The 26791-nt window shown below is 39.0% G+C and carries 19 protein-coding genes and 5 tRNA genes; 9 read left to right on the forward strand and 15 right to left on the reverse strand.

Going from position 1 to position 26791, the window contains the following annotated elements:
* Positions 1-65: 65 nt before the first annotated feature.
* The 8 genes from CIK86_RS10530 to CIK86_RS10565 all read right to left on the reverse strand — a co-directional run bounded on the left by CIK86_RS10530 (position 66) and on the right by CIK86_RS10565 (position 7187).
* Positions 66-3149, reverse strand: a complete 3084-nt coding sequence (locus CIK86_RS10530; RefSeq protein ID WP_086993248.1) for an efflux RND transporter permease subunit — start codon at positions 3147-3149, stop codon at positions 66-68.
* Complete coding sequence (locus CIK86_RS10535; RefSeq protein ID WP_086993247.1) at positions 3146-4447, reverse strand: efflux RND transporter periplasmic adaptor subunit; 1302 nt, start codon at positions 4445-4447, stop codon at positions 3146-3148. The genes CIK86_RS10530 and CIK86_RS10535 overlap by 4 nt, the downstream gene beginning before the upstream one ends.
* Positions 4437-5855: an efflux transporter outer membrane subunit gene (locus tag CIK86_RS10540; protein ID WP_086993246.1), complete on the reverse strand. Its 1419-nt coding sequence runs from the start codon at positions 5853-5855 to the stop codon at positions 4437-4439. The genes CIK86_RS10535 and CIK86_RS10540 overlap by 11 nt, the downstream gene beginning before the upstream one ends.
* Positions 5856-6170: 315 nt before the next feature.
* A tRNA-Phe gene (locus CIK86_RS10545) sits at positions 6171-6246 on the reverse strand.
* A 202-nt stretch (positions 6247-6448) separates the two neighbouring features.
* Positions 6449-6524, reverse strand: a tRNA-Thr gene (locus CIK86_RS10550).
* Between the two features lie 59 nt (positions 6525-6583).
* A tRNA-Phe gene (locus tag CIK86_RS10555) sits at positions 6584-6659 on the reverse strand.
* A 304-nt stretch (positions 6660-6963) separates the two neighbouring features.
* A tRNA-Thr gene (locus CIK86_RS10560) sits at positions 6964-7039 on the reverse strand.
* A gap of 72 nt (positions 7040-7111) precedes the next feature.
* A tRNA-Phe gene (locus CIK86_RS10565) sits at positions 7112-7187 on the reverse strand.
* A gap of 329 nt (positions 7188-7516) precedes the next feature.
* Here CIK86_RS10565 and CIK86_RS10570 point away from each other — a divergent pair.
* The gene (locus tag CIK86_RS10570; RefSeq protein ID WP_086993245.1) at positions 7517-10300 is read left to right on the forward strand and encodes a hybrid sensor histidine kinase/response regulator; all 2784 of its coding nucleotides are present in this window, start codon (positions 7517-7519) and stop codon (positions 10298-10300) included.
* Positions 10301-10355: 55 nt separating this feature from the next.
* Here the strand turns inward: CIK86_RS10570 and CIK86_RS10575 are convergent, their stop codons facing one another.
* Together CIK86_RS10575 and mutY are read right to left on the reverse strand one after the other, a co-directional pair.
* Positions 10356-10628, reverse strand: a complete 273-nt coding sequence (locus tag CIK86_RS10575) for an oxidative damage protection protein (RefSeq protein WP_011327256.1) — start codon at positions 10626-10628, stop codon at positions 10356-10358.
* A gap of 34 nt (positions 10629-10662) precedes the next feature.
* Entirely contained in the window at positions 10663-11724 is a 1062-nt protein-coding gene (gene mutY / locus CIK86_RS10580; protein ID WP_086993244.1) for an A/G-specific adenine glycosylase, read from the reverse strand.
* 174 nt (positions 11725-11898) lie between these two features.
* Between mutY and trmB the strand changes: the two genes are divergently transcribed.
* From trmB to arcA, 3 genes are all read left to right on the forward strand, one after another.
* Positions 11899-12624 (forward strand): tRNA (guanosine(46)-N7)-methyltransferase TrmB, encoded by a 726-nt coding sequence (gene trmB / locus CIK86_RS10585; RefSeq protein ID WP_011327254.1) that lies wholly within the window; start codon positions 11899-11901, stop codon positions 12622-12624.
* Between the two features lie 89 nt (positions 12625-12713).
* A complete protein-coding gene (locus CIK86_RS10590) occupies positions 12714-13739 on the forward strand; it encodes a methyltransferase (RefSeq protein WP_011327253.1) in 1026 nt (341 codons plus the stop codon).
* 760 nt (positions 13740-14499) lie between these two features.
* On the forward strand, positions 14500-15216 hold the full coding sequence (arcA, locus tag CIK86_RS10595) for a two-component system response regulator ArcA (RefSeq protein ID WP_011327252.1): 717 nt from the start codon (positions 14500-14502) through the stop codon (positions 15214-15216).
* Positions 15217-15220: 4 nt separating this feature from the next.
* Here the strand turns inward: arcA and arcB are convergent, their stop codons facing one another.
* On the reverse strand, positions 15221-17539 hold the full coding sequence (arcB, locus tag CIK86_RS10600) for an aerobic respiration two-component sensor histidine kinase ArcB (RefSeq protein WP_086993243.1): 2319 nt from the start codon (positions 17537-17539) through the stop codon (positions 15221-15223).
* Positions 17540-17752: 213 nt separating this feature from the next.
* Between arcB and folE2 the strand changes: the two genes are divergently transcribed.
* The 4 genes from folE2 to CIK86_RS10620 all read left to right on the forward strand — a co-directional run bounded on the left by folE2 (position 17753) and on the right by CIK86_RS10620 (position 21145).
* Positions 17753-18673 (forward strand): GTP cyclohydrolase FolE2, encoded by a 921-nt coding sequence (gene folE2 / locus CIK86_RS10605; protein WP_086993242.1) that lies wholly within the window; start codon positions 17753-17755, stop codon positions 18671-18673.
* Positions 18674-18788: 115 nt separating this feature from the next.
* Complete coding sequence (locus CIK86_RS10610) at positions 18789-19385, forward strand: DUF2726 domain-containing protein (protein ID WP_011327249.1); 597 nt, start codon at positions 18789-18791, stop codon at positions 19383-19385.
* A 107-nt stretch (positions 19386-19492) separates the two neighbouring features.
* A complete protein-coding gene (mtnN, locus tag CIK86_RS10615; protein ID WP_011327248.1) occupies positions 19493-20200 on the forward strand; it encodes a 5'-methylthioadenosine/S-adenosylhomocysteine nucleosidase in 708 nt (235 codons plus the stop codon).
* Complete coding sequence (locus tag CIK86_RS10620) at positions 20201-21145, forward strand: cobalamin biosynthesis protein (RefSeq protein ID WP_086993241.1); 945 nt, start codon at positions 20201-20203, stop codon at positions 21143-21145.
* 95 nt (positions 21146-21240) lie between these two features.
* Here CIK86_RS10620 and tyrS read toward each other — a convergent pair whose 3' ends face one another.
* Positions 21241-22440: a tyrosine--tRNA ligase gene (gene tyrS, locus CIK86_RS10625; RefSeq protein WP_011327246.1), complete on the reverse strand. Its 1200-nt coding sequence runs from the start codon at positions 22438-22440 to the stop codon at positions 21241-21243.
* A 502-nt stretch (positions 22441-22942) separates the two neighbouring features.
* Here tyrS and CIK86_RS10630 point away from each other — a divergent pair.
* On the forward strand, positions 22943-24256 hold the full coding sequence (locus tag CIK86_RS10630) for a peptidoglycan DD-metalloendopeptidase family protein (protein ID WP_086993240.1): 1314 nt from the start codon (positions 22943-22945) through the stop codon (positions 24254-24256).
* A 94-nt stretch (positions 24257-24350) separates the two neighbouring features.
* Here the strand turns inward: CIK86_RS10630 and CIK86_RS19250 are convergent, their stop codons facing one another.
* The 3 genes from CIK86_RS19250 to CIK86_RS10640 all read right to left on the reverse strand — a co-directional run bounded on the left by CIK86_RS19250 (position 24351) and on the right by CIK86_RS10640 (position 26785).
* A complete protein-coding gene (locus tag CIK86_RS19250) occupies positions 24351-24527 on the reverse strand; it encodes a hypothetical protein (protein ID WP_011327244.1) in 177 nt (58 codons plus the stop codon).
* A 26-nt stretch (positions 24528-24553) separates the two neighbouring features.
* A complete protein-coding gene (locus CIK86_RS10635) occupies positions 24554-25525 on the reverse strand; it encodes an aldo/keto reductase (protein WP_086993239.1) in 972 nt (323 codons plus the stop codon).
* Between the two features lie 129 nt (positions 25526-25654).
* Positions 25655-26785, reverse strand: a complete 1131-nt coding sequence (locus CIK86_RS10640; protein WP_011327242.1) for a sodium ion-translocating decarboxylase subunit beta — start codon at positions 26783-26785, stop codon at positions 25655-25657.
* Positions 26786-26791: the final 6 nt, after the last annotated feature.

Here is a 26791-nt window from a genome sequence, read left to right on the forward strand (position 1 = left end):
ATGAATCCTATTTTAACTATACAACTTTTTATCCCTGCTCTTTGACGATTAATGATTAGAAGTAATTACTTAAACCAACCCTGAAAACGCTCCATAAGCATATAATTTACCGGTACTAGCAATAAAGTAATGAAGGTGGCGAATATAATTCCAAAGCCTAAGCTCACAGCCATAGGAATTAAAAATTGCGCTTGAGTCGCTTTTTCAAATAATAACGGCATTAATCCTATAAAAGTGGTTAAGCTAGTTAGCATAACTGGGCGAAAACGTGACGCGCCAGCAAGTTTAACTACCTCAATTAATTCAATCCCTTCTGTGCGTTTTTTATTAATATAGTCAACTAATACCAGCGAGTCATTAACCACTACGCCAATTAATGCTAGCATGCCAAGCAAGCTCATAATGGTTAATTCCATTCCCATGATCCAATGCCCTACTACAGCGCCTATCATGCCAAAGGGTATAACACTCATTACTATTAATGGCTGTAAATACGATTTAAACGGTATCGCTAATAGCGCATAAATAATAAAAAATACAAATACTAACGCCCAAGCAAGTGAACCAAACGACTCTCTTTGCTCTTTTGCTTCTCCTTCTAATGCATAATCAACTCCTGGGTATTGCTGCATTAGCTCATCCAAATACTGGGATAAATCAGCTTGGAGTATGGTCATGTTAGTGTTGCTTTTTTCTATATCGGCGGTCACATTTAAAGTACGGTAGCGATCGATTCGATTGATAGTAGACGGGCTTTGCCCTGTAATTAAAATAGCCACATGCGATAAAGGCACTGAGCCACCGGCAGGTGTGTTTATGAGTATATTTTTCAAGTCGGCAACCGAGCGTCTTTCATCAATAGGCAAACGTACCATTACGCGAACATCGTCTCGCCCGCGTTGGATCCTTTGTACTTGCGAGCCAAAAAACGAGTTACGCACTTGCCCTGCTACATTAACTCGGTTTAAACCCAGCGCTAAGCCTTGTTCAGTAAGCTCTATTTGCAGCTCTTCTTTACCATCAGACATACTATCGGCAATATCGAATACGGTTGGGTAGGTCGATAAACGCGTTTTAATATGATCTGCCACATCTTGTAAAACCTTTAACGATGTACCGCTAAGTTGTACATCTATTGGATCTGAACTACGACCAATTTCGGCTCTAAAGGTGAGGCTTTCAGCGCCGGGAATAACGCCAATTAATTCGCGCCATTCACTGGCAAGCTCGCGTGAGCCAATATCTGAATCACGTTTTTCAACTGGGGTAATTTCAAAGCGTACTGCGCCTGAGTTAGATACTCCGCCGCGTCCGCCCGTTGTTGCTAAAATATTTAAAATAACGCTTTCACCCGTATCAGGGTCACGGTATTTGTCTTGTAATTGCTGCGCTTTTTGCGACATATCGATCACGTACTTATTAGTTACTTCAAACGGTGTGCCAGCAGGTAGGGTTAAATTTACCCGTACGGTTTCGCTGGGAATACGTGGAAAAAATACAAACTTAGTCCAACCACTGGTGATCATAGTTAAAATAATTAAAAATACGCCAACAAATAAGCTTACCGTTGCCAGTTTATGGCGCAGAGCTAAATTAAGAATAGGCTGATAATATTTTAAAATAGCGCTTTCAAAGCCATCAGCAAAACGTTGCTGTAGCAGATCAAATTTTGACTGCTTACCTTTTTGATGACGTAGTTTTATGTATTTTAAATGTGCAGGTAAAACAAATTTAGACTCAATTAAAGAAAATAATAATACCGGAATAACCACCACCGGAATTTGTGCAAATAATGCCCCGCGTGCACCTTCAATAAAGGCTAATGGCAAAAAAGCCGCTACCGTGGTTAATACACCAAAAGTTACTGGCGTTGCTACTTCTTGGGTGCCTAATATGGCAGCCTGTTCGCCCGATTCGGCTGTTTTTAAATGGGTGTAAACGTTCTCGCCGGTGACTATGGCATCATCAACCACAATACCGAGTACTAAAATAAAACCAAACAAGCTCATTACATTAAGGGTTACGCCAAAAATAGGCATAGCAATAAATGCCCCCATAAACGACACCGGAATACCAATAAACACCCAAAATGCGATAGCTGGGCGTAAAAATAAGGTTAGCAGTGCCAGCACTAAAATACCGCCTTGTAAGGCGTTAGTGGTGAGCGTGGCAATACGGCTTTTAACTAGCTCTGAGTCGTCATCCCAATAACTTAATGCAAAACCTTGCGGCAATGAAGGTTGCTGGGCATTTATATAGGCTTTTACTTCATCGGCAACTGTAATTGCGCTTTGTGGGCCTATTCGGTATACGTCGATAAAAGCGGCTTGTTTACCGTTAAAGCGAGTGCGCACTGGGGTTTCTTCAAAATCGTCATTAATTGTGGCTATATCACCTAAGCGAATAATAGTACCGTCGCTTTGGTTTTTAACCACTATGCTGGCAAATTCGTCCTTTCGGTATGCTTGCCCTTTTGAGCTAATAAGTACATCGCCACCTTGGGTTTTTAAGTTACCTGCAGAAATGTCTGAGCTTGAGTTGGCAACCGCATTAGAAATTTGCGCCAGTGTTAAGTCATATTGGCGCAAGGTATCTTGGCTTACTTCAATGGCCAGTTCATTGTCGCGTACGCCACTTAACTCAACCTGCGTTACACTGGGTAAACGTAATATTTGATCGCGTACTTGCTCTGCATACTCACGAGTTTCTTTTTCGCCATAATCGCTAGATACAGTTACCGCTATAACCTCTCGTTTTCGCTCAGCTAGAGCAACGATAGGTTTTTCTGCATCTCCAGGGAAGGTGTTAATAGCATCAACACGGCTTTTTATATCAGCGAGCAGTTCTCGAGGATCGTAGCCGCTTTCCACTTCAACAGTCACAGAGCTTGAGCCTTCAGATGAGCGACTAAATATTTTCTTTATGCCTTCTAAATCTTGTACAGACTCTTCTATACGTATAGTGACACCTTGCTCAACATCCTCTGGCGTCGCGCCACGTAAACTAACCCGAATGCTGATCATATCGGTTTCAAAAGAAGGAAATACTTCGATCGGTATTTTCGTCGATAAACTAAACAGCCCAGACAGCAACAAAGTTACTAACAATAAATTGGCAGCAACATGGTTTTTGGTAAACCAAGCAATCATGGTTTATCTCCTTGCTTTGCTGCGCGACGTTTTTTTACTAGCTCTGCAACACTAATGCCCTGCTCTTTTGCTTGTTGTGCTAATTGCTCTGCTGTTGGGCGTTGCTTCACACTTTGTGGTTTAGTCGCTTTATTATCTTCGCCTAAAATATTCACTTGTGTACCCGAACTAACTTGCCCCAGTGGCGTAATAACAAGTTTATCACCTGCTTTTAAGCCGGTTTTTATCATTGCAAAAGCGGCATTTTGCCATGCAAGCGTTATATCTTTACGCTTTAATACTCCCTGCTCAACAATATAAACGTAAGACCCCTGATAAATAGTGCTATTTGCAATAATAAGTGCATCAGAAACTGTTTTTCCGGTGATCTGCGCTTTAACGTATTGCCCTATTTTTATTGGGTATTGATTACTTTGTGTTGCTTTATAAGGGTCATTAATTTTAGCAACCACGTAGAGTTGCTGTGCACTTTCATCAATAGCACCTTCGGTACGCGCCAACTGCCCTTGCCATGTTTGCTCACCAACTAAATCAGAGCTAAATTTAATCACGGATCCGGCCTGGTTTTTAGCACCGTCGCGGTACTGCTCAGGTAAATTAATAAAAGGTAGGTCTTTGTTTTTTATTGGCAACCGAATCTCTACGCTGTCTATTGCGTAAATAGTAGCGAGCTGAGTATTGTTGCTAACAACTTGGCCTAAATCTACATTACGACTAAGTACTCGTCCTGCAAAAGGCGCTATTATTTGGGTACGTTCTAAGTTTAACTTGGCTTTTTCAAGTGTTGCTTGCGCCGATAATACTTGTGCTTGTGCTGCAGCTAATTGTGGCTCACGTAGCACCAAGCTACTTGCAGGTTTATCATTACCTAAACGCTGCCAATCTGTAATAGCCTGCTGCCCGCGGGCTTGTTCTTCTAAAAGGCCTTGCTTTGCTGTTAATAAGTTAGCCTGTGCCGATTTAACCTCTGCTTGATAGTCTCTATCGTCGAGTTGGATTAGTACCGCACCTTTTTTAAAAAAACCACCTTCTCTAAAGTCATCGCTTATATTTATAATTAAACCCGATGCTTGAGCAACTAATAAGCTTTGTGTGCGTGGTTTTACTGTGCCGTAGCTGTCTACCATCACTTGATAATTTTGCGGCTGCAACATTTGAACTGCTACGTTAATTGATGCTTTTGGTGGTGCACCAAAGCGATTAGCTTCTGGCGGGTTACCTTTAATAAACATGACGATTAAAATAGTGGCGATAATAACCGCGATTGGAATAATAATTTTTGCTATTTTAGTTTTCATTGCTATTACTCTGTAGTTCGGTTGAAGTGTTTGCAAAATCGCCACCAAGGGCAAGGTGTAAATTAACTCGGTTTGCTATCAATTGATTTTTAATACTAATTAAGGAGCTTTGAGCATCGAACGAGCGCCCTTGTGCATCAAGCACTGTAGTGTAGCTAACCAAGCCACTTTGATATTGCTCAAACGATAATTGCTCGGCAGCAAGGGCATTTTCTTGTGCTTCTAGCGTGCTTGTATATTGCGCTTTAAGTGATTGCTGTAGCGTAATCGCATTTTCTACGTCGCTAAAAGCATCGTAAAGTGTTTGTAAATACTGCTGCTCTTGTTTTTGGCTATTTAAACGCGCAATTTCTTCATTCGCTTTTAACCGGCCACCATTAAAAATAGGCGCTGAAATACTGCCAAGTAATGACCATGCTAGGCTAGATGGCGAAAACAAATCGCTTACTCTATCAGTAGTATCACTTAAACTTGCCGTTAAATTTAAACTTGGAAAACGTTGCTTGTGGGCATAAGCCAAGTTTGCATCACTTGCTAAAAGCTGATACCAATTTGCACGTAATGTTGGCTTTCGGGTAATTAACTCTGAGGGTAAACCTAGTGGAATGTCGGTATTGATAACTGGTAGGTCATTATTTGCCGAGATAATTCCTTTCGGATAATCTCCCAATAAACGCTCAAGTACTCTTGCTGTAGTTAATAAGCTAGCTTGCTGAGTAGCAATACGTGAACGCTCATTATTTAGCTCGTTGCGAGCTAAATAAACATCGAGAGCTTCGTTTAATCCTTGACGATAACCTGACTCTATAATATCAAGATTTTGCAAAGCATTGGCTTCACGGCGCTTATATAAATCAAGTAATTGCTTTGCGGTTACTACATCAAACCAGCCCTTTACTACATCGGCAACTAGCTGTTGTTTGGCTTGTTCAAAGCGCGCCTGTTGCGCTAAGTAGTTTAAATTAGCTTGGCGATTAGAATCTGACAGCTTGCCCCATAAATCAACTTCGTAACCTAAATTCAAGCTCACTGAACTTGCATTATTATAACTAATTGGGCGGTTATTTTTACTACGGCTAGTACGCGCAGATAAGTCCAGAGTTGGCCACAACGCAGCGCCCGACACAATTAACTGCTGCTTTTGGATCGCTACATCGTAACTACTTTGTAAAAGCTGCTGGTTATTTTTAAGTGCCTGCTCCACAAGCTTATTCAGCTGTGGATTTTGTAATTGTGTAAGCCATTGCTGCTGTACGTGTAATACCGGCGCAGAGGTTTTTTGTTGCCATTGCTGCGGTACATTGTTAGGTGCTTGTTCGCGCTGCTGTGAATTTATATTGCTCGCACAGCCGCTGAGCAGCACAATACTGAGTGCCAATAAAGTTGGCTGGTATTGTTGCCAAATCATAATTAAACCTGAATTACTGCTATTTATAATGTAATTCAAGCACTTTGAACTAAAACGCTCAACTTACTTTACATAACATTACATAATTAGCCATAAACTATCGGATAACTATTTATACTCTATTTCGACATTAATGATCATTAAGAAAGTTGAAAGTAACTATAAGTGGTTTGTATCACTAAGGGGGTTGCTAAGTAGTGTACTGATAAGCTTAAAATTAGTCTGGAACAATTTTAAGCTGTATAGAATGGCCTGCTGGGAAAAATAATGCCGTAGAAACAAAAAAACCTCACAAATGTGAGGTTTTTTAATAAATGGTGCCTCGACGCGGAATCGAACCACGGACACGAGGATTTTCAATCCTCTGCTCTACCGACTGAGCTATCGAGGCACATAGACTGTGCTGTTAATTGTGATGTTTACATTTAACTTTTATAAATGGTGCCGACTAACCGAGCCGACGGGTAACTTGAACAGACTACTGATTACAGCTTTCTTTCCAAATTACATTATAAATGGTGCCGACTAACCGAGTCGACGGGTAACTTGAACAGACTACTGATTACAGCTTTCTTTCCAAATTACATTATAAATGGTGCCGACTAACCGAGTCGAACGGTTGACCTACTGATTACAAGTCAGTTGCTCTACCAGCTGAGCTAAGTCGGCACACAAAACTGTGTGCTAAGGCACTTTATCAATTTTAAAGATTGATAACTTTTAATAAATGGTGCCTCGACGCGGAATCGAACCACGGACACGAGGATTTTCAATCCTCTGCTCTACCGACTGAGCTATCGAGGCACATAAACTGTGCGAGTTAACTAAATTTTCTAAGCTAACTTTTTACTAAACTAATTTAGTAAATAAATGGTGCCGACTAACCGAGTCGACGGGTAACTTGAACAGACTACTGATTACAGTTTCCCTTATTCAAATTACATTATAAATGGTGCCGACTAACCGAGTCGGCGGGTAACTTGAACAGACTACTGATTACAGCTTCCCTTATTCAAATTACATTATAAATGGTGCCGACTAACCGAGTCGGCGGGTAACTTGAACAGACTACTGATTACAGCTTCCCTTATTCAAATTACATTATAAATGGTGCCGACTAACCGAGTCGAACGGTTGACCTACTGATTACAAGTCAGTTGCTCTACCAGCTGAGCTAAGTCGGCACACAAAACTGTGTGCTAAGGCACGTATAATACTGTTTAATATCTTTGATTTCAAACACTATTATTTAATAATGGTGCCCAGACGCGGAATCGAACCACGGACACGAGGATTTTCAATCCTCTGCTCTACCGACTGAGCTATCTGGGCAATACTCGGTTTAATAAAACCCTTTACAAAGATTTTCAATACAATTCCCACTGAGCTCTACCGACTGAGCTATCTGGGCGTGCGGCGTATTAAACGAGTTTTGCTGTTACAAGTCAACTTTTTTTTCATTCTTTATAACTGTTTGCACGGTTTTTATGCAACCCGGGTCTTTTTTAATTAACACTGCTCATTTATACTACAAAAAAGTAGCACCATGATTTTAATCTAAACTATGTTAAAGTTGCCGCGAGTTATTTTCACTTATTTTGTTTATCCCAAAGCACAGTAAAGGCTTACCGTGTTATTAATATACCAATTAGGAAAAATCCATGCAGAGTAAGTTCTCTTCAGTGATAAAAGGTTTGTTACCTCTTTTTTTATTAAGTAATGTAATTATAACCATACTATTTATAATTGCCTTTTCACTTTATTCTCAAAGTGAAGCAAGTACTAAAAAAAGCACACCGCTTATTGATATTACTTCACTGGCTAACAAGCTAGAAGCACCTCTTGTCGACGCTTTAACCATTTACGGACAAGGTAAAGTGCAAGAGCTGCTTGAACTTACCTCTATATTTAGTGACAATTTTGAATACACGCTCTATCGCTTTAGCGCTACAGCACAAACTGAGCTAGTGTATAGCACTAACAAACCTGCAATTGCTGCTATTAAACTTAACGAGCACTTAGTTGATCAAGGTGTACTGCATAAGGTTTTAACGCTTAACGATCAACCTATTGGCGAGCTTATTTTAAAGCAAAAAAAATCCCCACCTACATTAACTAAACAAACGTCATTATTGAGCGCCTATTTTATGGCTTGTATAGCGGTTATTACATTATTTGTATTAGCGCTGCTATTAAATCAATATATTAATAACCGTTTACGTAAGAGTACGGGCTTACTCAGCGAAGAATTACAGGCTATAACTGATAGCAGTAATTTTAACAGCACTGTAAATGAACAGTTAGGCAATGGCTTGAATGTGATTGCACTAAATATTAATTTTTTATTAAAAAAAGTACATGCAGCTTTATCTGAGAATGAAAAAACTCAAAAAGAATTACAAAAACTGCAAAACAATCTCGAAATTGAAGTGCAAACTCGAACCCTTGCACTTGAAAAAGAAACTTTAAATGCGCAAAAAGCGAGTGAAACTAAAACAACCTTTTTAGCGACTATGAGCCATGAAATTAGAACCCCTATGAATGGCGTTATAGGGACTATAGATTTACTGCGCCAAACAAATTTAGACGGCTCACAATATCGTCTTAGTACTATTATTCGTGAATCTGCATTTTCTTTACTGAGTATTTTGGACGACATTTTAGATTTTTCTAAAATTGAAGCTGGTAAACTTAATATTGACCCTATCCCATTTTCTGTCACCGATACGATTGAAGAGGTGGTGCGCGTACTTTCTTCTATAGCCAAGCACCGCGATCTCGATTTAAACCTATCAATTGCTCCTGATATCCCTATTAACCTTATTGGTGATAACACTCGAGTACGTCAGATACTATATAACCTATGCAGTAATGCGATTAAGTTTACGAGTACAACTGAATCGCATAAGGGGCAGGTTAATATATCTGTAGAGGTAGCTCACAACACTGCAGAGCACTTCACTTTACGTTTTTGTGTAACCGATAATGGTAAAGGCATGAGCCAAGCGCAATTAAGAGAAATATTTAATCCGTTTATTCAAGCGGAAAGCTCAATAACCAGAGAATACGGTGGAACCGGCCTTGGCTTGTCAATTTGTAAAAGTTTAACCGAGTTAATGTTAGGTACTATATCGGTTAATAGTAATATTGGTATAGGCAGTGAGTTCACTGTAGAACTGCCATTTAGTACCTCAGGAAAAATTAAGTTCGCACATAAAAATAGCTTAGATGGCAGGCATATTGTTGTAGTAAGCAATAATGTTGACCGTGAAAAAGTAATCTATCGTTACTTATCATTTATGGGCGCTAAAATAACCTATGTGCATAACGAGCAAGAAATTGAGTCTCTGCACGATGCTAAAGATATCATTTGGGTTGTTGATGGTATTGATAATATGGACAGCATAAATGCATTTTTAAGGCGTTTACTTTACTCTTTAGAGGATAATAATCAGCAGGTTGTCGTTTTAAGCAAGCTAGATGATGCAGCTATTAATCATAAAAATATTTTTTATATTAACGCAACGCCATTATGTAAGTCTAACTTTATGCTATCAATACTTGTAGCTGCAGGTTTACATCAGCCTAAGCACATTAAAAAAACCATAGCATACGACAACTATTTAACTACAGAGCAAGCTTTAGCCGCTAACAAGCTTATTTTGTTAGTTGAAGATAACATTTTGAATCAGCAAGTTATAACTGATCAACTGCACATCTTAGGTTACGGTGTTGAAGTAGCTAATAACGGTGAGGAAGGGATTAATATGTGGCGAAAAGGTAACTATTCGCTCATTTTAACCGATTTACATATGCCGATAATGTCGGGCTACGATATGGTCGAAAAAATCCGCAATGAGGCCGAAATGCTAGGTTCGGTTATTTCACAGCCTTATATAATAGCCGTGACAGCCAACTCTTTAAAAGGTGAAAAAGAACGCTGTTTAGCTGTTGGTATTAACGACTTTATTACTAAGCCTGTTGAGCTTAACGTTTTAGAAAATACACTAATACGCTGGAATGAAAAAAGTAATCACAAGAGCATAGACATACCACATCAAAAGCCAGCAATGCCAATAGATATGGATTCAGTAGCTAAATACATTAATGGCGATGACGCGAAAAAAATCCGCTTTTTTAAAATGTATTTAGAGCAAAGCCAAGAACTAATAAAGTCGATTAACTTTGGTGTTATGCAAAGTAACATTAGTGACATTAGTGACATTATTGAGGGGTGTCATCAATTAAAGTCAATATCTAAAACCATTGGGGCGCATCGCGTAGCTGAACTGGCGGTAGTGTTTGAAGAGCAATGTAAAACAGATGAGCTAAACAGCGATAAATTAATTGATTTAAGAGATCAATTAGAAATTGAATATTCTAAAGCCGCTCAATTTTTAAAAGAGCAGATTAAAAATGCCGAGCTGCAAGAGCAGCCGTGTTAATTAATTTAGGTAATAAAAAAGGGCTATTTAGCCCTTTTTTATTACCACATAACAATTACTTTTCTGGTGGTTTGTAGCCTTCAATTTCTACTTCTTTGTTTTCAAACAAAAAACCAACCATTTGCTGCTCTAAAAAGCTACGATGCTCTGGGTCCATCATATTTAAATGTTTTTCGTTAATCAGCATTGTTTGCTTGTGCTGCCACTGCGCCCAAGCCTCTTTAGAGATATTGTTAAAGATTTTTTCGCCTATTTCGCCAGGATATAATTGAAATCCAAGCCCTTCAGCTTCTTTTTGTAACTTTTGACAAAATACTGTACGTGCCATAATTAATTCTCTTTAGCGATAGTTATAAACAAGTCTAACCTATTGGTGCAATTTGTTTAACCAACTTTTTAGTTGGTGCTGCTAAACCCACCTCAATTGACTGATCTAGTGGGTACCAAACTAATTGTCGGTCGTTAATTACATCTGGAATTTGTACTACATTTAGCACATGTGGATTAATAGTAAGTTCAAAGTGCGAAAATATATGGGTAAAGGGTTCAAGCGCCACTAAGTCAGCTGTTAGCCCTTGCTGCGCTATAAACACCTCTAGTTCGCTCAATTCATTAAACTCAAAAAAGCCAAACAACCCGCCCCATATTCCTGAGTTAGGCCGTTTTTCCATGAGCACTTTATCATCATGTTTAATAATTAACTGATGGCAGCTTTTTTTCGGCACTGCTTTTTTAGGTTTTGAGTGTGGGAATGTTTTTACCTGCTGCGTTTTAAATGCACCACAGCGGCTACTTAACGGACATGCAGGGCAGTCAAAACGACTACGCGAACATAAGCTAGAGCCTAAATCCATCATAGCTTGATTAAACTCGGTTACGTTATTTTTAGGCGTTAGCTGCTCGCTCAAATGCCAAAGTTGGCTTTCGACTTTTTTAACACCATACCAGCCTTCAATCATAAAAAAACGGGCTAATACTCGTTTAACATTACCATCGAGTATGGGGTGATGCTGCCCAAGTGAAAGTGATAACACTGCACCGGCTGTAGAGCGCCCTATTCCGGGTAAATCAATAACCTCTTCAAGCGTTGTAGGAAACTGCCCCTGATACTTGTCACGAACTACTTTAGCTGTTTTATGTAAGTTACGTGCCCTTGCGTAATACCCTAAACCAGTCCAGTGATGCAGCACCTGATCTTCATCGGCGTTAGCTAAAGCAATAATATCGGGAAAGCTTTGCATAAACCTTTCAAAATAAGGGATAACGGTCACTACTTGAGTTTGTTGTAACATCACTTCAGACACCCATACTTTATAGGGTGTTTTTGCTAACTGCCACGGCAGCGTTTTTCTACCATGAAGGTGATACCAATCAACCACTTGGTTAGAAAACCAATCAGACTGCTGTTTATTTAAATCCAAAATAGTTTACTTTTTACGTATGCTCAATGGCGGCTCAGTTTATTGCAGTTAGTGAAAAGATCAAGCTATAGCGCCTCTATACACCTAGTAAAATCAGCTAGAGCTTGTTATCCATGGCTTGGTCAGGGATAATACGCAACCATTTTTTAAACCAGTTATTTTTGTCAGGCCAATAATATGAGTGAATCAAGTAACACTAATCTTGAGCAAGCAAAGCAAGAAGGTAAGTATATCCGCACTATTCGTAGTTTTGTAAAGCGCGAAGGTCGTTTAACCAAAGGCCAAGCTGCCGCTATCGAAAAATGCTGGCCAATAATGGGCTTAGAGCATAAAAATGGCATGCTTGATTTAAGCGAAGTTTTTGGCAATAACAATGATGTAGTGCTAGAAATTGGTTTTGGTATGGGCAAATCACTGGTTGAAATGGCAAAAAATGCCCCGCATTTAAACTTTATTGGCATAGAAGTACACCGCCCAGGCGTTGGTGCTTGTTTAATGGATGCTGATGAAGCGGGTATTACTAATCTGCGTATTTTTGAACACGATGCGGTTGAAGTTTTAGCCGATTGTATAGCAGATGAAAGTTTAACAACCTTACAATTGTTTTTCCCTGATCCTTGGCATAAAAAGCGTCACCATAAACGCCGTATTGTACAAGGCGAGTTTGTTGAAAAATTACGTTCACAGTTAAAAATGGGCGGTGTTTTTCATATGGCTACCGACTGGGAAAATTATGCTGAGCATATGCTTGAAGTAATGCAAGCTGCGCCTGGCTTTAAAAACCAGTCAACAACAAACGACTACGTACCACGCCCTGATTTACGCCCGTTAACCAAGTTTGAGCAACGCGGCCATCGTTTAGGTCATGGTGTGTGGGATTTAATGTTTGAACGCACTAAGTAATCTGTATTTCGGATAATAAATACCTTAACCTACATTTAGGTTAAGTACATAACTCTGTAAATTATATAATCTGTAAGGTAAAGCCATTTATGAGCGTATTAACCAATCCAAGCCTACTGTTACTTCGCAATAGCGAAAAGTTAGTTGGGAAATCTATATTGGTGGTCAACTTTGTTCAAGATGGCTTTTTAGCCGAGCTTAAAAAGCGCAACCCTGAGAGTAAAATAACCGCCTTTAGCTACAATCATGCTAATGGCGAATTTGCCAAAAATACACCCGGCGTTGATGTATGTGTAAACCACTGTATTAGCGGTAACGACTTTGATTTAGTGATTCTTTACTATCCAAAATCAAAACCTGAAGTTCTTATGGCGCTTGATAATATACGCGCAGTAATTACAGCAGATGCTGAGTTACTGGTGGTTGGCGAAAATAAGAGTGGTGTTAAATCAATAGAAAAACAGCTTACTGATAAAGCTAATTTTAGTAATAAAATAGACTCAGCAAAGCACTGTGTTTTATATTCATTTGCAGAGCTTAAACAACTTAGTCAGTTTAATATTAGCGATTATCATAAGCCATTTACGGTCAGTGTGGCCGATAGCGAATTTACCGCTATCAGTATTCCTGGGGTATTTAATCACGGTAATTTAGATGTTGGCACTAAAATATTGCTTGAAAACGCTCCGCTTATTAAGCAAGGTACTGTGCTCGATTTTGGTTGTGGCGCTGGCTTAATTGCAACTTATTTAGGGCTGCAAAATCCGGCATTGAGCTTTGTTTGTAGTGATGTGAGCGCTTTGGCAATCTATGCAACAACGCAAACCCTTAAGCTTAATAACATTAAAGGCGAAGCCCTCTTAAGTGATGGACTTACTAACATTACAGGTAAGTTCGATCTTATTATTAGTAACCCACCTTTTCATACCGGTATTGCAACCGACTACACAGTGGCTGAAACCTTTTTAGCCAATGCTAAACAGCACCTAACTAAAGCAGGTAAGTTAAATATTGTTGCTAATAGCTTTTTAAAATACCCGCCAATTTTAGAAGCACAATTTGATAACTATCAAACCGTGTTTAAAAATAATAAGTTTGCCGTTTACAGCAGTTAATAATGCTCATGTTTGAGCACCTCACGTGCTCAAACTTATTTATAAAATTAATTACCCTCCTGAATTTTTACCGCTTAGCAATAATAGTCAAAATATTGAGGGGAATAGTAAAATCAAGTATTTGACCTTTTTATAACAAATAAATAAGGATAAGGTACGAGAACTATTTCAAGCCGTCTATCTGCTGGCAAACCTGTTAAGTAATATCCAAGTAAACTCTGAGCGTAAGACAGCTTTTATAGTCAAAGTAAAAACGACACTCACCAACAACACCACAGCTTAAACAACGTACTGATTAATTATAAGCATGCTCTTGAATTTTAACTTTATGACCTCATTAATAGAGCATTCGTTATTCAACTATATTATTTAGTGAATTAACTGCTTAAAGTTAAATATTTTCTGAACTTTAATGCTTTTAAGATATCACATACATTGATGAAAGGTTGGAAAGTGATATAATTTCGTTTTGAATTAGTCTGATTATTTTAAGTATCTTTACCTGATTGATGGATGTATCAATTACTAAAGGGAAATGGCTTTGACTTTAATAATTCAAAATATGCATCCAATTTTAAAGATCAATTAAACAGTAGCTTTACTCTATACCTTTTAAGTAGGCTGTGCGGATCCTGCTGTTTTTCTCTAATTGTTTTTACTTGTTAACAATTAGATATAATCCTATACTCTTTTAGTAATCGGTTTATAAAACTATACCGGTTTTTTTTATAAATAAAACACACCAAAAGGTTAATTAAAAATGCAAACGCCAGTCATTCTGATAGTAGAGGATGAAGACGTAACTAGACTAAACCTCGTTAGTTTATTTGAAGCTGAAGGTTACAAAGTTATTGAAGCCATTGATGGCGATGACATGCATGATAAGCTTACAAATAATGACGACGTCAATCTTGTAGTTATGGATATCAATCTACCGGGTAAAAACGGGCTAATTTTAGCACGTGAGTTACGCCAAAAACGCAAAGTCGGTCTTATTTTCTTAACAGGCCGTGACAATGATGTAGATCGTATTTTAGGCCTAGAAATTGGTGCTGATGACTATATTACTAAACCGTTTAATCCTCGCGAATTAACTATTCGTGCGCGTAATTTAATTACTCGTACTGCCCTAGGTGGTGAAGAGTCTGCACTTGAAACAAATGGTGTAATTACGTTTAACGGTTGGGAACTTGACGAAAACAGTCGCTGTCTTACTTCTCCAGGTGGAGACGCAAAACGTCTACCTAAAGGCGAATACAGAGCACTGCGTTTAATGCTTGACTCTCCAGGTCGTATTTTTAGCCGTGAGCAATTAATTAAACACATGACTGGCCGTGAGCTACGTGCAAACGATAGAACAGTTGATGTTACAATTCGTCGTATTCGTAAGCACTTTGAAAGCGACAACTCAACAACTGAGTTGATCAGCACCATTCATGGTGAAGGTTATCGCTTCATTGGTAAAATCGACAGCTAATTAGTTACTCTAATTGCTGTAAGAATAAATGAAGGGCATGTTGTCCTTCATTTATTTTGTCTGCTAAAACATCTAACCACTGCTTTAATACCTCGTCAGATTCATCCAGCGCACCATACTCCATTACTTTTGCATGCAATTGCACATCATTTAAGCCTACAGATCCCGCAGCACCTTTAAGCTTATGTGCAACTGATTTATATTCTTCTCTGTCGCCTGAGTTTAACGAGGTAAGTAACTCTTGCTGATACTGGGGGTTGAGTTTTTCAAATAACTGACTACTGCGTTTAAACACCACCAAACCCATTGAGTTTACAAAGTCTTCTATAGTTTCAACATCAAGTAAATGTGCATTAATGTCAGCAAGCGCTGCTGCACTTACTTTTAATTGTGGCTCATTACTTCTTGTTTGTTTTATACCAAATAAATCAGCTAATATTTTATCTAGTTTTACCGTATTGATAGGCTTAGCGAGCGCTCCTTGGATTGAAATCCCCTCTAGCTCTTGCTCTGCACTGCGCACATTTGCGGTAAGCGCTACAATAGGTAATTTATCAAAATGGCTATCGGCTCTTATTTGCCTTGCTACTTCATCACCGTTTATATCGGGTAACTGCATATCAAGTAAGATCAAATCTAAATCGTCTTCAGTTTCTACAAAAGACAATGCATCTTCGCCGGTCTCAGCCCAAATAACTTCATGACCACGCTGTTCAAGTAAGTTAGTCGCAATTTCGGCATTTAACGGCACATCTTCTACTAACAGTATATTTAAGCTGCGTCCTACATAACTATTCTCAGTGGGTGCGCTACATAAAATTAACGGTATTTCTACTATAAAGCAGCTCCCCTCGCCTTCGGTACTATTAACCGAAATAATCCCCTGCATTGCATCAACTAAGGCTTTGGTTACTGCTAAGCCAATGCCAGAACCAATAGCATTGGTGCCTTTAAGATCTGGCGCTTTATAATACATATCAAAAATACGAGAGAGCTGTTCGGCTGGTATGCCTTCTCCGGTGTCTGATATTTTCATGGTAAGCCAAGGGCCATCATCTCGATTTTCACGAATACAGGTGAGGGTTACACTGCCCTTATGAGTAAATTTAACCGCATTATTTATTAAGTTCCAAACAACTTGGCGAAGTCGGGTTGGATCTAGTTGCGCATAAATATCTAGCATGCCTAAGCGTTTAATATCAAAAGAAAGATCTTTTTGTTCAGCAATTAGGCCTGCAAAGTTAACCACATCATTAATAAAGTCAGATACGTTTATAGCATTAGTTGCAATATCTAACTGCTCTCTGTCTATTTTGTCTAAATCTATAATGTCGTTAAATATATTACCTAGTGTTTCGGCACTCGAAAACACCGTATTACACCAACTACGCTGCTGTTTATTAAGCTCTGTATCTAGCAACATACGTGTTAAACCAACAATGCCATTAAGTGGTGTACGCAACTCATGGCTCAAAGTGGCAATAAACTTACCTTTATCTTTGTAGGCTGTTTCAAGTGCTTCTGCAGCCTCTTTACGACTCGTAATATCACGGCCAAATGCAAGTAAACCTATGTACTCACCTTTATCGTTAATAAATGGCAATTTACGTAATTCAAACCAACGCGTTTCGCCGCCCACATCGTATTGAACATCTATAGTTAATGCTTGATGAGTTTGCTCTACCTGTTTATCGGTTTTTAAAACTTCAGATAAAAATTGATTAGGAAATATTTGTTCAGCACTCTTACCGATTAATTCGTCACTGGTTTTACCCATTACTTCTTCAAACATTTTATTACAGCCAGCAAACACACCGTTGTTGTCGCGGTAATAAAATAAATCGGGGGAGGAGTCTACTATTGAGCGCTGTAGCATACTTTGCTGGGCAAGCTCTTGTTGTGTTTTTTTACGCTCAGCAATTTCTTTTCTTAGCTCTTCTATTGCCCGGTGCTTGGCATGGAACGCCATTTTACGCTCATCAATTTCTACATTTAAGCGATTTATATTATCTTTTAATGTTTGATTGAGTAGCTTTTCTTGTTTTGTCGCACTGTCTAAATATGCATAGGAGGCATCTAGTTGCCTGATTGAATTTATTAGCACGCTTATAACCAGAGGCGATACCACAGAGGTAAAAAATACCACTGCCAATATATCAACAAGATTAACTTCTCCAACGGCAACATAATAAAACATACTTGATAAAACAAGCGAAACTGCCAATAACAAAGCATAGCAAATGGCTGCAGTTTTAAACTCACCAAACCGAGTTATTAAACTAGAAAGAACTCGGGCCCAAGGGCTCAAAGAAGAATCGGTCATATATCAGTGTTTCTCTTAGCTTAATTACAAAAAGGTTTAAATTGCATGTTATGGTTAATTTTAGCATTTTCTATCAGCTATTTTCATGTTGTGCGATAAAAACTCTAATATTTATTGTTTGAATCATTAGCTGGCTACAACTCATCATTCCAGCAATAAATTATTTAGTGTAAAATGCAGCGCTTTATTATTGCTAATAACGAGTAACACACCATGCAAACTAATATGCCCGATATAGCTAACACGGCTCCCGCCTTACAAACTGGTACATTAGACTGGGTGGGAATGGGTGAAATTGAACTGCCATTTATTTTTGAGTCGCATGGCATAACGCCAGTTACTGTTAATGCTAAAGCCCGCGCTTTTGTAAACTTACACAAAGAAGATGCAAAAGGCATTCATATGTCGCGCTTATTTTTAGCGCTCGACACGCTCTCTACTGAGCAGCAAGTTAATCCTCAAACATTAGCTCAAGCGCTTGATTTTTTTATTAGTAGCCACGAAGGCTTAAGTGATAAAGCACTTATAGAATTTAAGTTTGAATTACCACTGCGCCGTAAATCGTTATTAAGCGGCAAGGCTGGCTGGAAAAGCTACCCTGTTATATTAACCAGCACAATTGAACAAGGTGTTATTAATTACGAGCTAAGTGTTGATGTAACCTATTCATCAACTTGCCCATGTTCAGCGGCACTTGCGCGTCAGCTGATACAAAATGCATTTGCCGAAAAATTCAGTCAAGAAACCCTCAGTCAAAAAGAAGCACTAGAATGGCTAGGTACTACGCAAGGTATTGTAGCCACCCCACACTCGCAGCGCTCAATTGCTAATGTAAAAGTAAAGCTCGACAGTAATATTACTCAATTTGACGTAGTTAATTTAATTAACACGATTGAAGATGAATTAAAAACGCCAGTACAAGCGGCAGTTAAACGTGAAGATGAACAAGAGTTTGCCCGCCTAAATGGTCAAAATTTAATGTTTTGTGAGGATGCTGCTCGTAAAATTAAAGCGCTACTAGAAACACAGCAATACAGTGATTACTGGTTACAAATAAATCATTACGAATCGCTGCATGCGCACGACGCACTCGCTATTGCAGTTAAAGGCGTTGCTGGCGGTTATAGAGCTTAAGTTCTTATTTTGCAGTGTTCAATATCCATACGGAAACATACTACTTAACTAACTAATTTAGGCACGTTAATTGCTTTACTTAAGCAGTGTCAATTTGTTGTTATGGAGTTACCGTATGGAATTCGCTTTATTATCAATTTTAGTATTAGTTGTTGGGGCCTCTGTTGTTGCGTCAAAGTTTAACGATGATGGCGGAAACCCTTATCCTTTTACCCGCAAGCAAAATGTATTTACTCAAGTAGAAAGTGCTTTTTTAAATTTATTAGAACGCGCAGTGGGCGATCAGTATAAAATTGTTAGTCGTGTAAAACTAATCGACGTGATTGATTGCAAACAAGGTTTATCGGCAAAGTCTAAGCGTGCAGCAATGGCTAAAGCTAAAAATAAACAGCTTGATTTTGTGCTAGTCGATAAAGAAAAAATGACCATAGTGGCAGCCGTAGACTTAGTAAACAATGCCAATAAAGATGGCCATAAAGCACAACGCGACTGGTTTGTTAATGGCGCATTAGAGGCCGCTGGCATCCCGCATATTCGTATGAAAGTAAAATCAGGCTATCGCCCAAGTGAAGTACGCGACGCTATTATGTTTAAACTTGGCAAACCTGCGGCTACGCAAACAGCTCGCCCTATTCGTACCCGAGTTCAAAAACCAGCGGTACTATCACCTTCTCAAGCTAAAGCGCACTCTACAGCACTAGCCGAAATTTAACGTAAATAACATAATAAAAAGCGAGCAAAGTAAAACTGCTCGCTTTTTTGTTTTTTAGCGCTAACTTCACGTATAATCAGCGCATTCAAACTCAGGAACTTAACACTATGAATGTTGGTATTATTGGCGCAATGGAGCCAGAAGTTAAAATTTTGCGCGAAGCAATGCAAAATCCACAAACTTTAACTAAAGCTGGTTTTACTTTTTATACCGGTGAATTAGCAGGTAACACTGTAACATTGGTTCAATCTGGTATTGGTAAAGTAGCATCAACTATTGCAACTACATTACTTATTGACAACTTTGCCCCTGATTGCGTAATTAACACCGGCTCTGCCGGCGGCTTTGATCCGTCATTAAATGTGGGCGATGTAGTTATTTCGTCAGAAGTTCGTCATCATGATGTTGATGTAACTGCCTTTGGTTACGAAATAGGTCAAGTACCACAAATGCCAGCAGGTTTTGCAGCACACCCTAAATTAGTGGCTGCCGCAGAGCAAACTATTGCGCAAATTAGTGACGTAAAAACCTTAGTTGGTTTAATTTGTACCGGCGACATATTTATGTGTGACCCAATACGCATTGAAAAAGCCCGTAGTGACTTTCCTACAATGCTTGCAGTAGAAATGGAAGGGGCATCAATTGCGCAAACCTGTCATACACTTAATACACCGTTTGTGGTTATTCGCTCGATGTCAGATATTGCCGGCAAAGAGTCGCCGCAGTCGTTTGAAGAATACCTAGAAACAGCATCAATCAATTCATCTAAAATGGTAGTGGCGTTACTTGAAAAGCTAACGGCAGTTTCACTGTAAATGCTCAGCAATATGGTTCAAAATCACTTGGACTTTATTGTGTTTATAATGGCGCTCCTTGCTGAGCGCTTTTTACCACTTGTTAGTTGGTATCATCCTAACACTGCTTTAACGGCTATTTTTAGCGCTATTGGTAAGCGTATTTATAAAGTAGCAGAACCCAATAGCTATCAATATTTAGCCGCAACCCTTGCCAGTACACTTATTTTAAGTGTGGTACTTATTATTATTGTATTACTACTGGAATTTGCATTTTACCCTGAATTACTCGCCGGGCTTATTTTATATTTATGCCTTGAGAGTAAAGCCATTGATAAAAAAGCACTACGCATTGCTAAGCTTACCAAACAAAACCAAAAATCTGCCGCCCGTGAGCTATTAAAGCCATTAGTAGCCCGAGACGTTACTAAACTCTCTGGTGCAGGCATAATTAAAGCCTTAATAGAGAGCCTAATATTACGTACTGCAAGATATTACTTTGTGGTGATATTTGTTTTTTTAGTACTTGGCCCTATTGCAGCGCTTGCCTATCGATTACTTACTTTAATTGAGCAGGCATGGCGCAGTAACATTAAACCCAACAGCCCTTTTTTAAAGCCGCTTAAAATTACCTTGTTTATTATTGAATTTATTCCTATGCGCTTATTGGCACTGACTATTGCAGCCAGTAAAGCGAGCAAGCTAAGCATGCATTATATAAAGCATTATGGCAGGCACTTTTATCAAACTAATACTGGGTGGCTTTTAAGCACTTGCTCTGCATCATTAGGCGTACAACTAGGCGGGCCTGCAGTGTATTTTGGCGAACGTTTTAACAAAATGCGTATTGGTACCGAACGCCTCCCTATTGCTGAGGACGTGCCGGTTACTATTAATAGACTAAATCAAACGCGGGTATTTTGGTTACTGGTCGTTGTTTGCATAGAAATACTTAAAAACATTTAGCTAAGGGCGAGTTACACACCTATTATTAAAAATACAAAAAATATAAGCACAAAAAAACCAGCCGTGGCTGGTTTTTAGCGTTTTACCGTTTAGCTTTACGCTACAGTAATATTTGCAAACTTACGCTTACCTACTTGGTAAATAGCCGTACTGCCTTTTGCTATTTCAAGTTTAGTGTCTGTAATTTTATCTTCGCCGTTGAGCTTAACTGCACCTTGCTTAATCATGCGCATTGCTTCTGATGTACTAGCAACTAAGTTAGCTTCTTTAAGCAAGTTAGCAATTAAAATGCTGTCTTGCTCAATGGTTACTGTTAGTTCAGGTATTTCATCCGGCAGAGCTTTTTTCTGAAAGCGCTGAATAAAGTCATCATGAGCTGCTTGTGCATCGGCTTCACTATGAAAGCGCGCAATAAGCTCTTTTGCTAACTCAATTTTAATATCTCGAGGATTTGTACCTTGCTCTACACGCTCTTTTTGCGCGTTAATACCAGCAATCGACAGCCCGCTTAATAAGTCGTAGTAACGCCACATTAGCACATCACTAATCGACATTATTTTACCAAACATATCGTTAGGCGCATCGGTAATACCTATATAGTTACCCAACGATTTAGACATTTTTTGCACCCCATCGGTGCCCTCTAATAACGGCGTCATTATTACTGTTTGTGGTTTTTGGCCTTCGTCTTTTTGTAGCTCACGACCCATTAGCAGGTTAAAGCGCTGATCAGTACCACCGAGCTCTACATCAGCCTCAAGTGCAACCGAATCCCAACCTTGTACTAACGGATATAAAAACTCATGAATAGCAATAGACTGGCCACTAGCGTAACGCTTTTTAAAATCATCACGCTCTAACATACGCGCAACGGTTTGGCGTGCTGCAAGTTTGATCATTCCAGCTGCGCCTAAATTTTCCATCCAGGTAGAATTAAATGCGACCGTGGTTTTTGCCGGATCAAGAATTTTAAATACTTGCTCTTTATAAGTCTCAGCATTAGCAAGCACGTCTTCGCGAGTAAGCGGCTTACGCGTTACGTTTTTACCTGTTGGGTCGCCAATCATACCGGTAAAGTCACCAATTAAAAATACAACCTCATGACCTAAGTCCTGAAAGGTTTTCATTTTATTAATAAGTACCGTGTGACCTAAGTGTAAATCAGGCGCGGTTGGATCAAAGCCCGCTTTAATTTTTAGTTTTTTTCCAGATTTTAATTTTTCAACTAACTCATCTTCAATTAATATCTCTTCTGTACCGCGTTTTATCTCTGCAAGAGCGGTTTGTAAATCCACTGTGTGTTACTCCAAAAAATTCTGTTAACGAAGGGGTTAATTATTAATATGCTCGCGGCTTATTACTAGATAAGTAGCACTTTTAGAGTCAATAAACCTATGTAACTAAGATAGCAAATTATTACCTAATTAAAACAACTTTTTAAACGATAGCGTCACTAAATAAGGCAAAGCGGCATAAGTTGCATAAACGAGTAAAGATAACTGTTTGCAACACTTTAAAAACAGCACAAACAGCTGCAGCTTTGGTTTTTAAATTACTAACGTGATGATGCATCATTGTTTTATTATTTTGCTCAAAAATACCGCGGTTTAGCCCTAGTTCTAGATTAATAAAACACCTAGATCATAAGCTACTTTAATACTAAGATACCTATAAGCCCTGTGATTTTAGCTTAATTTAGCATTAGTTTAAATCTACAAAATACTAGTATTCGTACATTATTCGTTATATCCTGCAAGATAATCGATTAATTTTCTTGACAGCAGAAAAAGGCACGTTATGGTTCACGTGGTTCACACGCTCCCCAAAAAACACAAATTGCTTATTTTAGGCTTAGTTTCTGCTATTGCTGGCTTAGCTTTTCTTCCTTCTGAAAAAGCCACTGCATCCAAAGACAATAGTGAAAACACTCTAGAAATTGGCAAGCGCTATGAGTTACAAGTTAAAGTTGATGACAACGAAAAGTTAACAGCGTTAAACTCAGAGCAAGCAGCAGGCAAGCTACCAGAATACGATTTTGTTGATCACCAAGTAAAAAATGGTGATAACTTAGCTATTATTTTTAAACGTGCTGGTTTTTCAGCTCAAACGTTACATAAATTAATTAATACTAACGCAGAAACTCGCAAACTTACTAAAATTCACCCCGGTGAAACACTGAGTTTTGCCACCGCAAAAGATGGTGATTTAGCACAGCTGCGTTACGTTATTTCAAAAACAGACACTTTATTTGTTACCTTAAACGATGAAGGGCAATACGATACTTCAATCGATAGTAAAGAAATAGAAACCCTAACCAAAACAGTAGGCGGCGAAATTTCTAGTAGCTTTTGGACCTCAGCCATAGCTGCAGGTTTAAGCGAACGCCAAATAATGAACTTTGCCGATATATTTGGTTGGGATGTAGATTTTGCTAACGATATTCGCAAAGGCGATGGGTTTGGTTTAATTTATGAATCTCACTATGTAGATGGTGAGTTTATTGGTACTGGTAAAATTATTGCTGCGGAATTTGTTAACCAAGGTCAGCGCTATGCTGCAATTCGCCACACTGACGGTAGTTTTTATACTCCTGAAGGGCGCAGCATGAAAAAAGCATTTTTACGTGCACCAGTTAGTTTTAAATATATAAGCTCAAGCTTTAACCCGCGACGTTTACACCCAGTAACGGGGCAAGTTAGAGCGCATCGCGGTATAGACTTTGCGGCGCGCACTGGCACGCCGGTAGTTGCCTCAGGTAACGGTAAAGTTATTAAATCGGGTTACAGTAAATATAATGGTAACTATGTATTTATTAGCCATGGCACACAGTACGTAACTAAGTACTTGCACCTTAATAAACGCCTAGTAAAAACAGGGCAAAAAATTAAGCAAGGTGAGCAACTCGGTACTGTTGGCTCTACTGGTCGTGTGACCGGTGCACACTTACACTATGAATTTTTAGTTAATGGTGTTCATCGTAATCCTAAAACCGTTAAATTGCCTAAGTCAGAGCCGCTGCCACGTGCAGAGCTTGCCAAGTTTAAGCCTATTGCTGATAACTTTATTGCCCAGTTAGAGCGCAACCGCGAACTACAGTTAGCACTTAAGTAATATTAAATCATTATTAAAAAAGCCTTTGCTAGGTAACTTGCAAAGGCTTTTTTGTACCTATAATTTTTTTGCCTATGAATAATAGACTGACACACTAATTCATTAATACATAAATTAGCTGTACCACTAACGATACCATTACCAGTGGCCATATATACTTACTGTATTTTTTAGCGCCATCTAAGCCTATTTTACTTTGATACTTTTCTAATAACGGAATTAATATTAACAATGCGACAAACAAGCTAATTAAAATAACGAATATATTCATAGTAATACCTTAAGTGGGGGTCTAAATTAGGGTAACTCGTGCCCTTTGGCGCTGACATATAATGCATACCAATGCTCTCGGGTTAATTCTATATTTACAGCGCTGCACGATGCAGCCAGTCGCTTAGCATTAGTTGTGCCTATTACCGGTTGAATTAACGCCGGATGGCGCAGTAACCAAGCCAATACAATAGCCTCGGCAGACGTGCTATAAAGTGCTGCTAACTTAGCCACTAATATAGCGGTATTAATATCTGCTGGTGATGCATTTTGCAGCTGTTTTCCTGAATATAATCCTTGGCATAAGCTACCCCAGCTTTGAATTTGTATTTCCTGCTCGGTGCAATATTCTATAAAGCCGGGAGTAAAGTTAATGTCTTTGCCATCGCGGTTACCGACATATACCCCCTCATCAACCCAGGCTGATTGCTTTAAGCTTGCTTCAATTTGGTTGGCAACTATGGGCATATCAAGGGCTGTTTGTAAAAACTGTATTTGTTGCTGCGACATATTAGACACCGCAAAATGACGTACTTTGCCACTTTCTTTTAAGCGACTAAATACCTGAGCTACTTCTTCAACTTGTATCAAAGGGTCGGGTCTGTGCAGCATAAGTACATCTAAATAATCAGTATTTAACCGCTTAAGAGAGCCCTCTACTGATTGCTCAATCCATTGTTTTGATAAGTCGTAGCGCTTTGGCCCTTGCTCATCGGCAAAACGAATTCCGCACTTTGACTGGATATAAATTTGCTCTCTCAGCTCTGGGCGCTGCTTAAGGACTTGGCCAAACACCTGCTCAGCTTTACCAAATGTATAAATATCGGCGTGATCAAAAAGATTAATGCCACCGGCTATTGCTGTATCTATACAAACATGTGCCTGCTGGGTATGAGTATTAGTTAAGGGGTCTTTATTCCAACCTCCCCCAAGTCCCATACAACCAAATATGAGCTTGCTAACATTAGGTAAATATTTTGCCAAAGGAGTGTCATGCATGCCGGCTATCCTTAATTAATTACAAGTAGCTTACTGTAACAAAAACAGTCGATAAAAACCTATCCCTATAAATTAAGCATAAAAAAAGCGCAGTAAACTGCGCTAATCGGTTGGATTTTAAAATTGATGTTAGCCAACAAGTGCTAATAAAATACCTGCTGCAACTGCACTGCCTAGTACTCCGGCAACATTTGGCCCCATTGCATGCATAAGTAAAAAGTTATGCGGATTGCTCTCAAGGCCTACTTTATTTACTACGCGCGCCGCCATGGGTACAGCCGATACTCCCGCAGCACCTATTAATGGATTAATCGGCGTTTTAGATATTTTATTTAACCCTTTAGCCATAAATACGCCCGAGGCTGTACCTATAGCAAAAGCCAGTGCGCCAAGCACTAAAATACCAATCGTCTCAACAGTTAAAAACTTATCTGCAGCAAGCTTTGAGCCTACAGCTAAACCTAAAAATATAGTTGTAACATTGATGATTTCGTTTTGAGCACTGTTACTTAATCTATCAACAACACCCGACTCTCGCATTAAGTTACCTAAACAAAACATACCTACCAGCGGTATAGCTGCCGGTAAAAACATAGCCGTTAAGCTAAGTACCATTAATGGAAAAATAATTTTCTCTTTTTTAGATACTTTACGCAGCTCTGGCATTTTTATTTGGCGCTCTTCAACCGTGGTTAATGCGCGCATAATTGGCGGCTGAATAATTGGCACTAATGCCATATACGAATAAGCAGCTACCGCAATCGCACCAAGTAAATCAGGAGCTAGTTTAGAGGCTAAAAATATAGCGGTTGGGCCATCAGCTCCACCAATTATCGCAATAGCCGACGCATCTTGCAGGCTAAATTCAAAACCAGGTACATAGTTAAGTAAAATAGCGCCAAACAAAGTCGCAAAAATACCAAACTGTGCAGCCGCACCTAATAGCAACATACGAGGGTTAGCAATTAGCGCACTAAAATCAGTTAACGCGCCTACTCCCATAAATATTAATAGTGGAAAAATCCCCGTATCAATACCTACGTAATACACATAATGCAGTAAGCCGCCGGGGTCGGATAAACCAGCCACCGGAATATTAGTTAATATTGCACCAAAGCCGATAGGTAATAATAATAGGGGCTCAAATTTTTTGGCTATTGCCAAAAACAATAATAAACAGCCTACCGCAATCATAATCAACGCTGGAAATGTAAAGTTAGCAATGCCTGTGGCATGCCAGAGGTTTAAAATACCATCCATCCTCTA

Source organism: Pseudoalteromonas sp. JB197 (assembly GCF_002332205.1).
Lineage (GTDB): Bacteria > Pseudomonadota > Gammaproteobacteria > Enterobacterales > Alteromonadaceae > Pseudoalteromonas > Pseudoalteromonas nigrifaciens.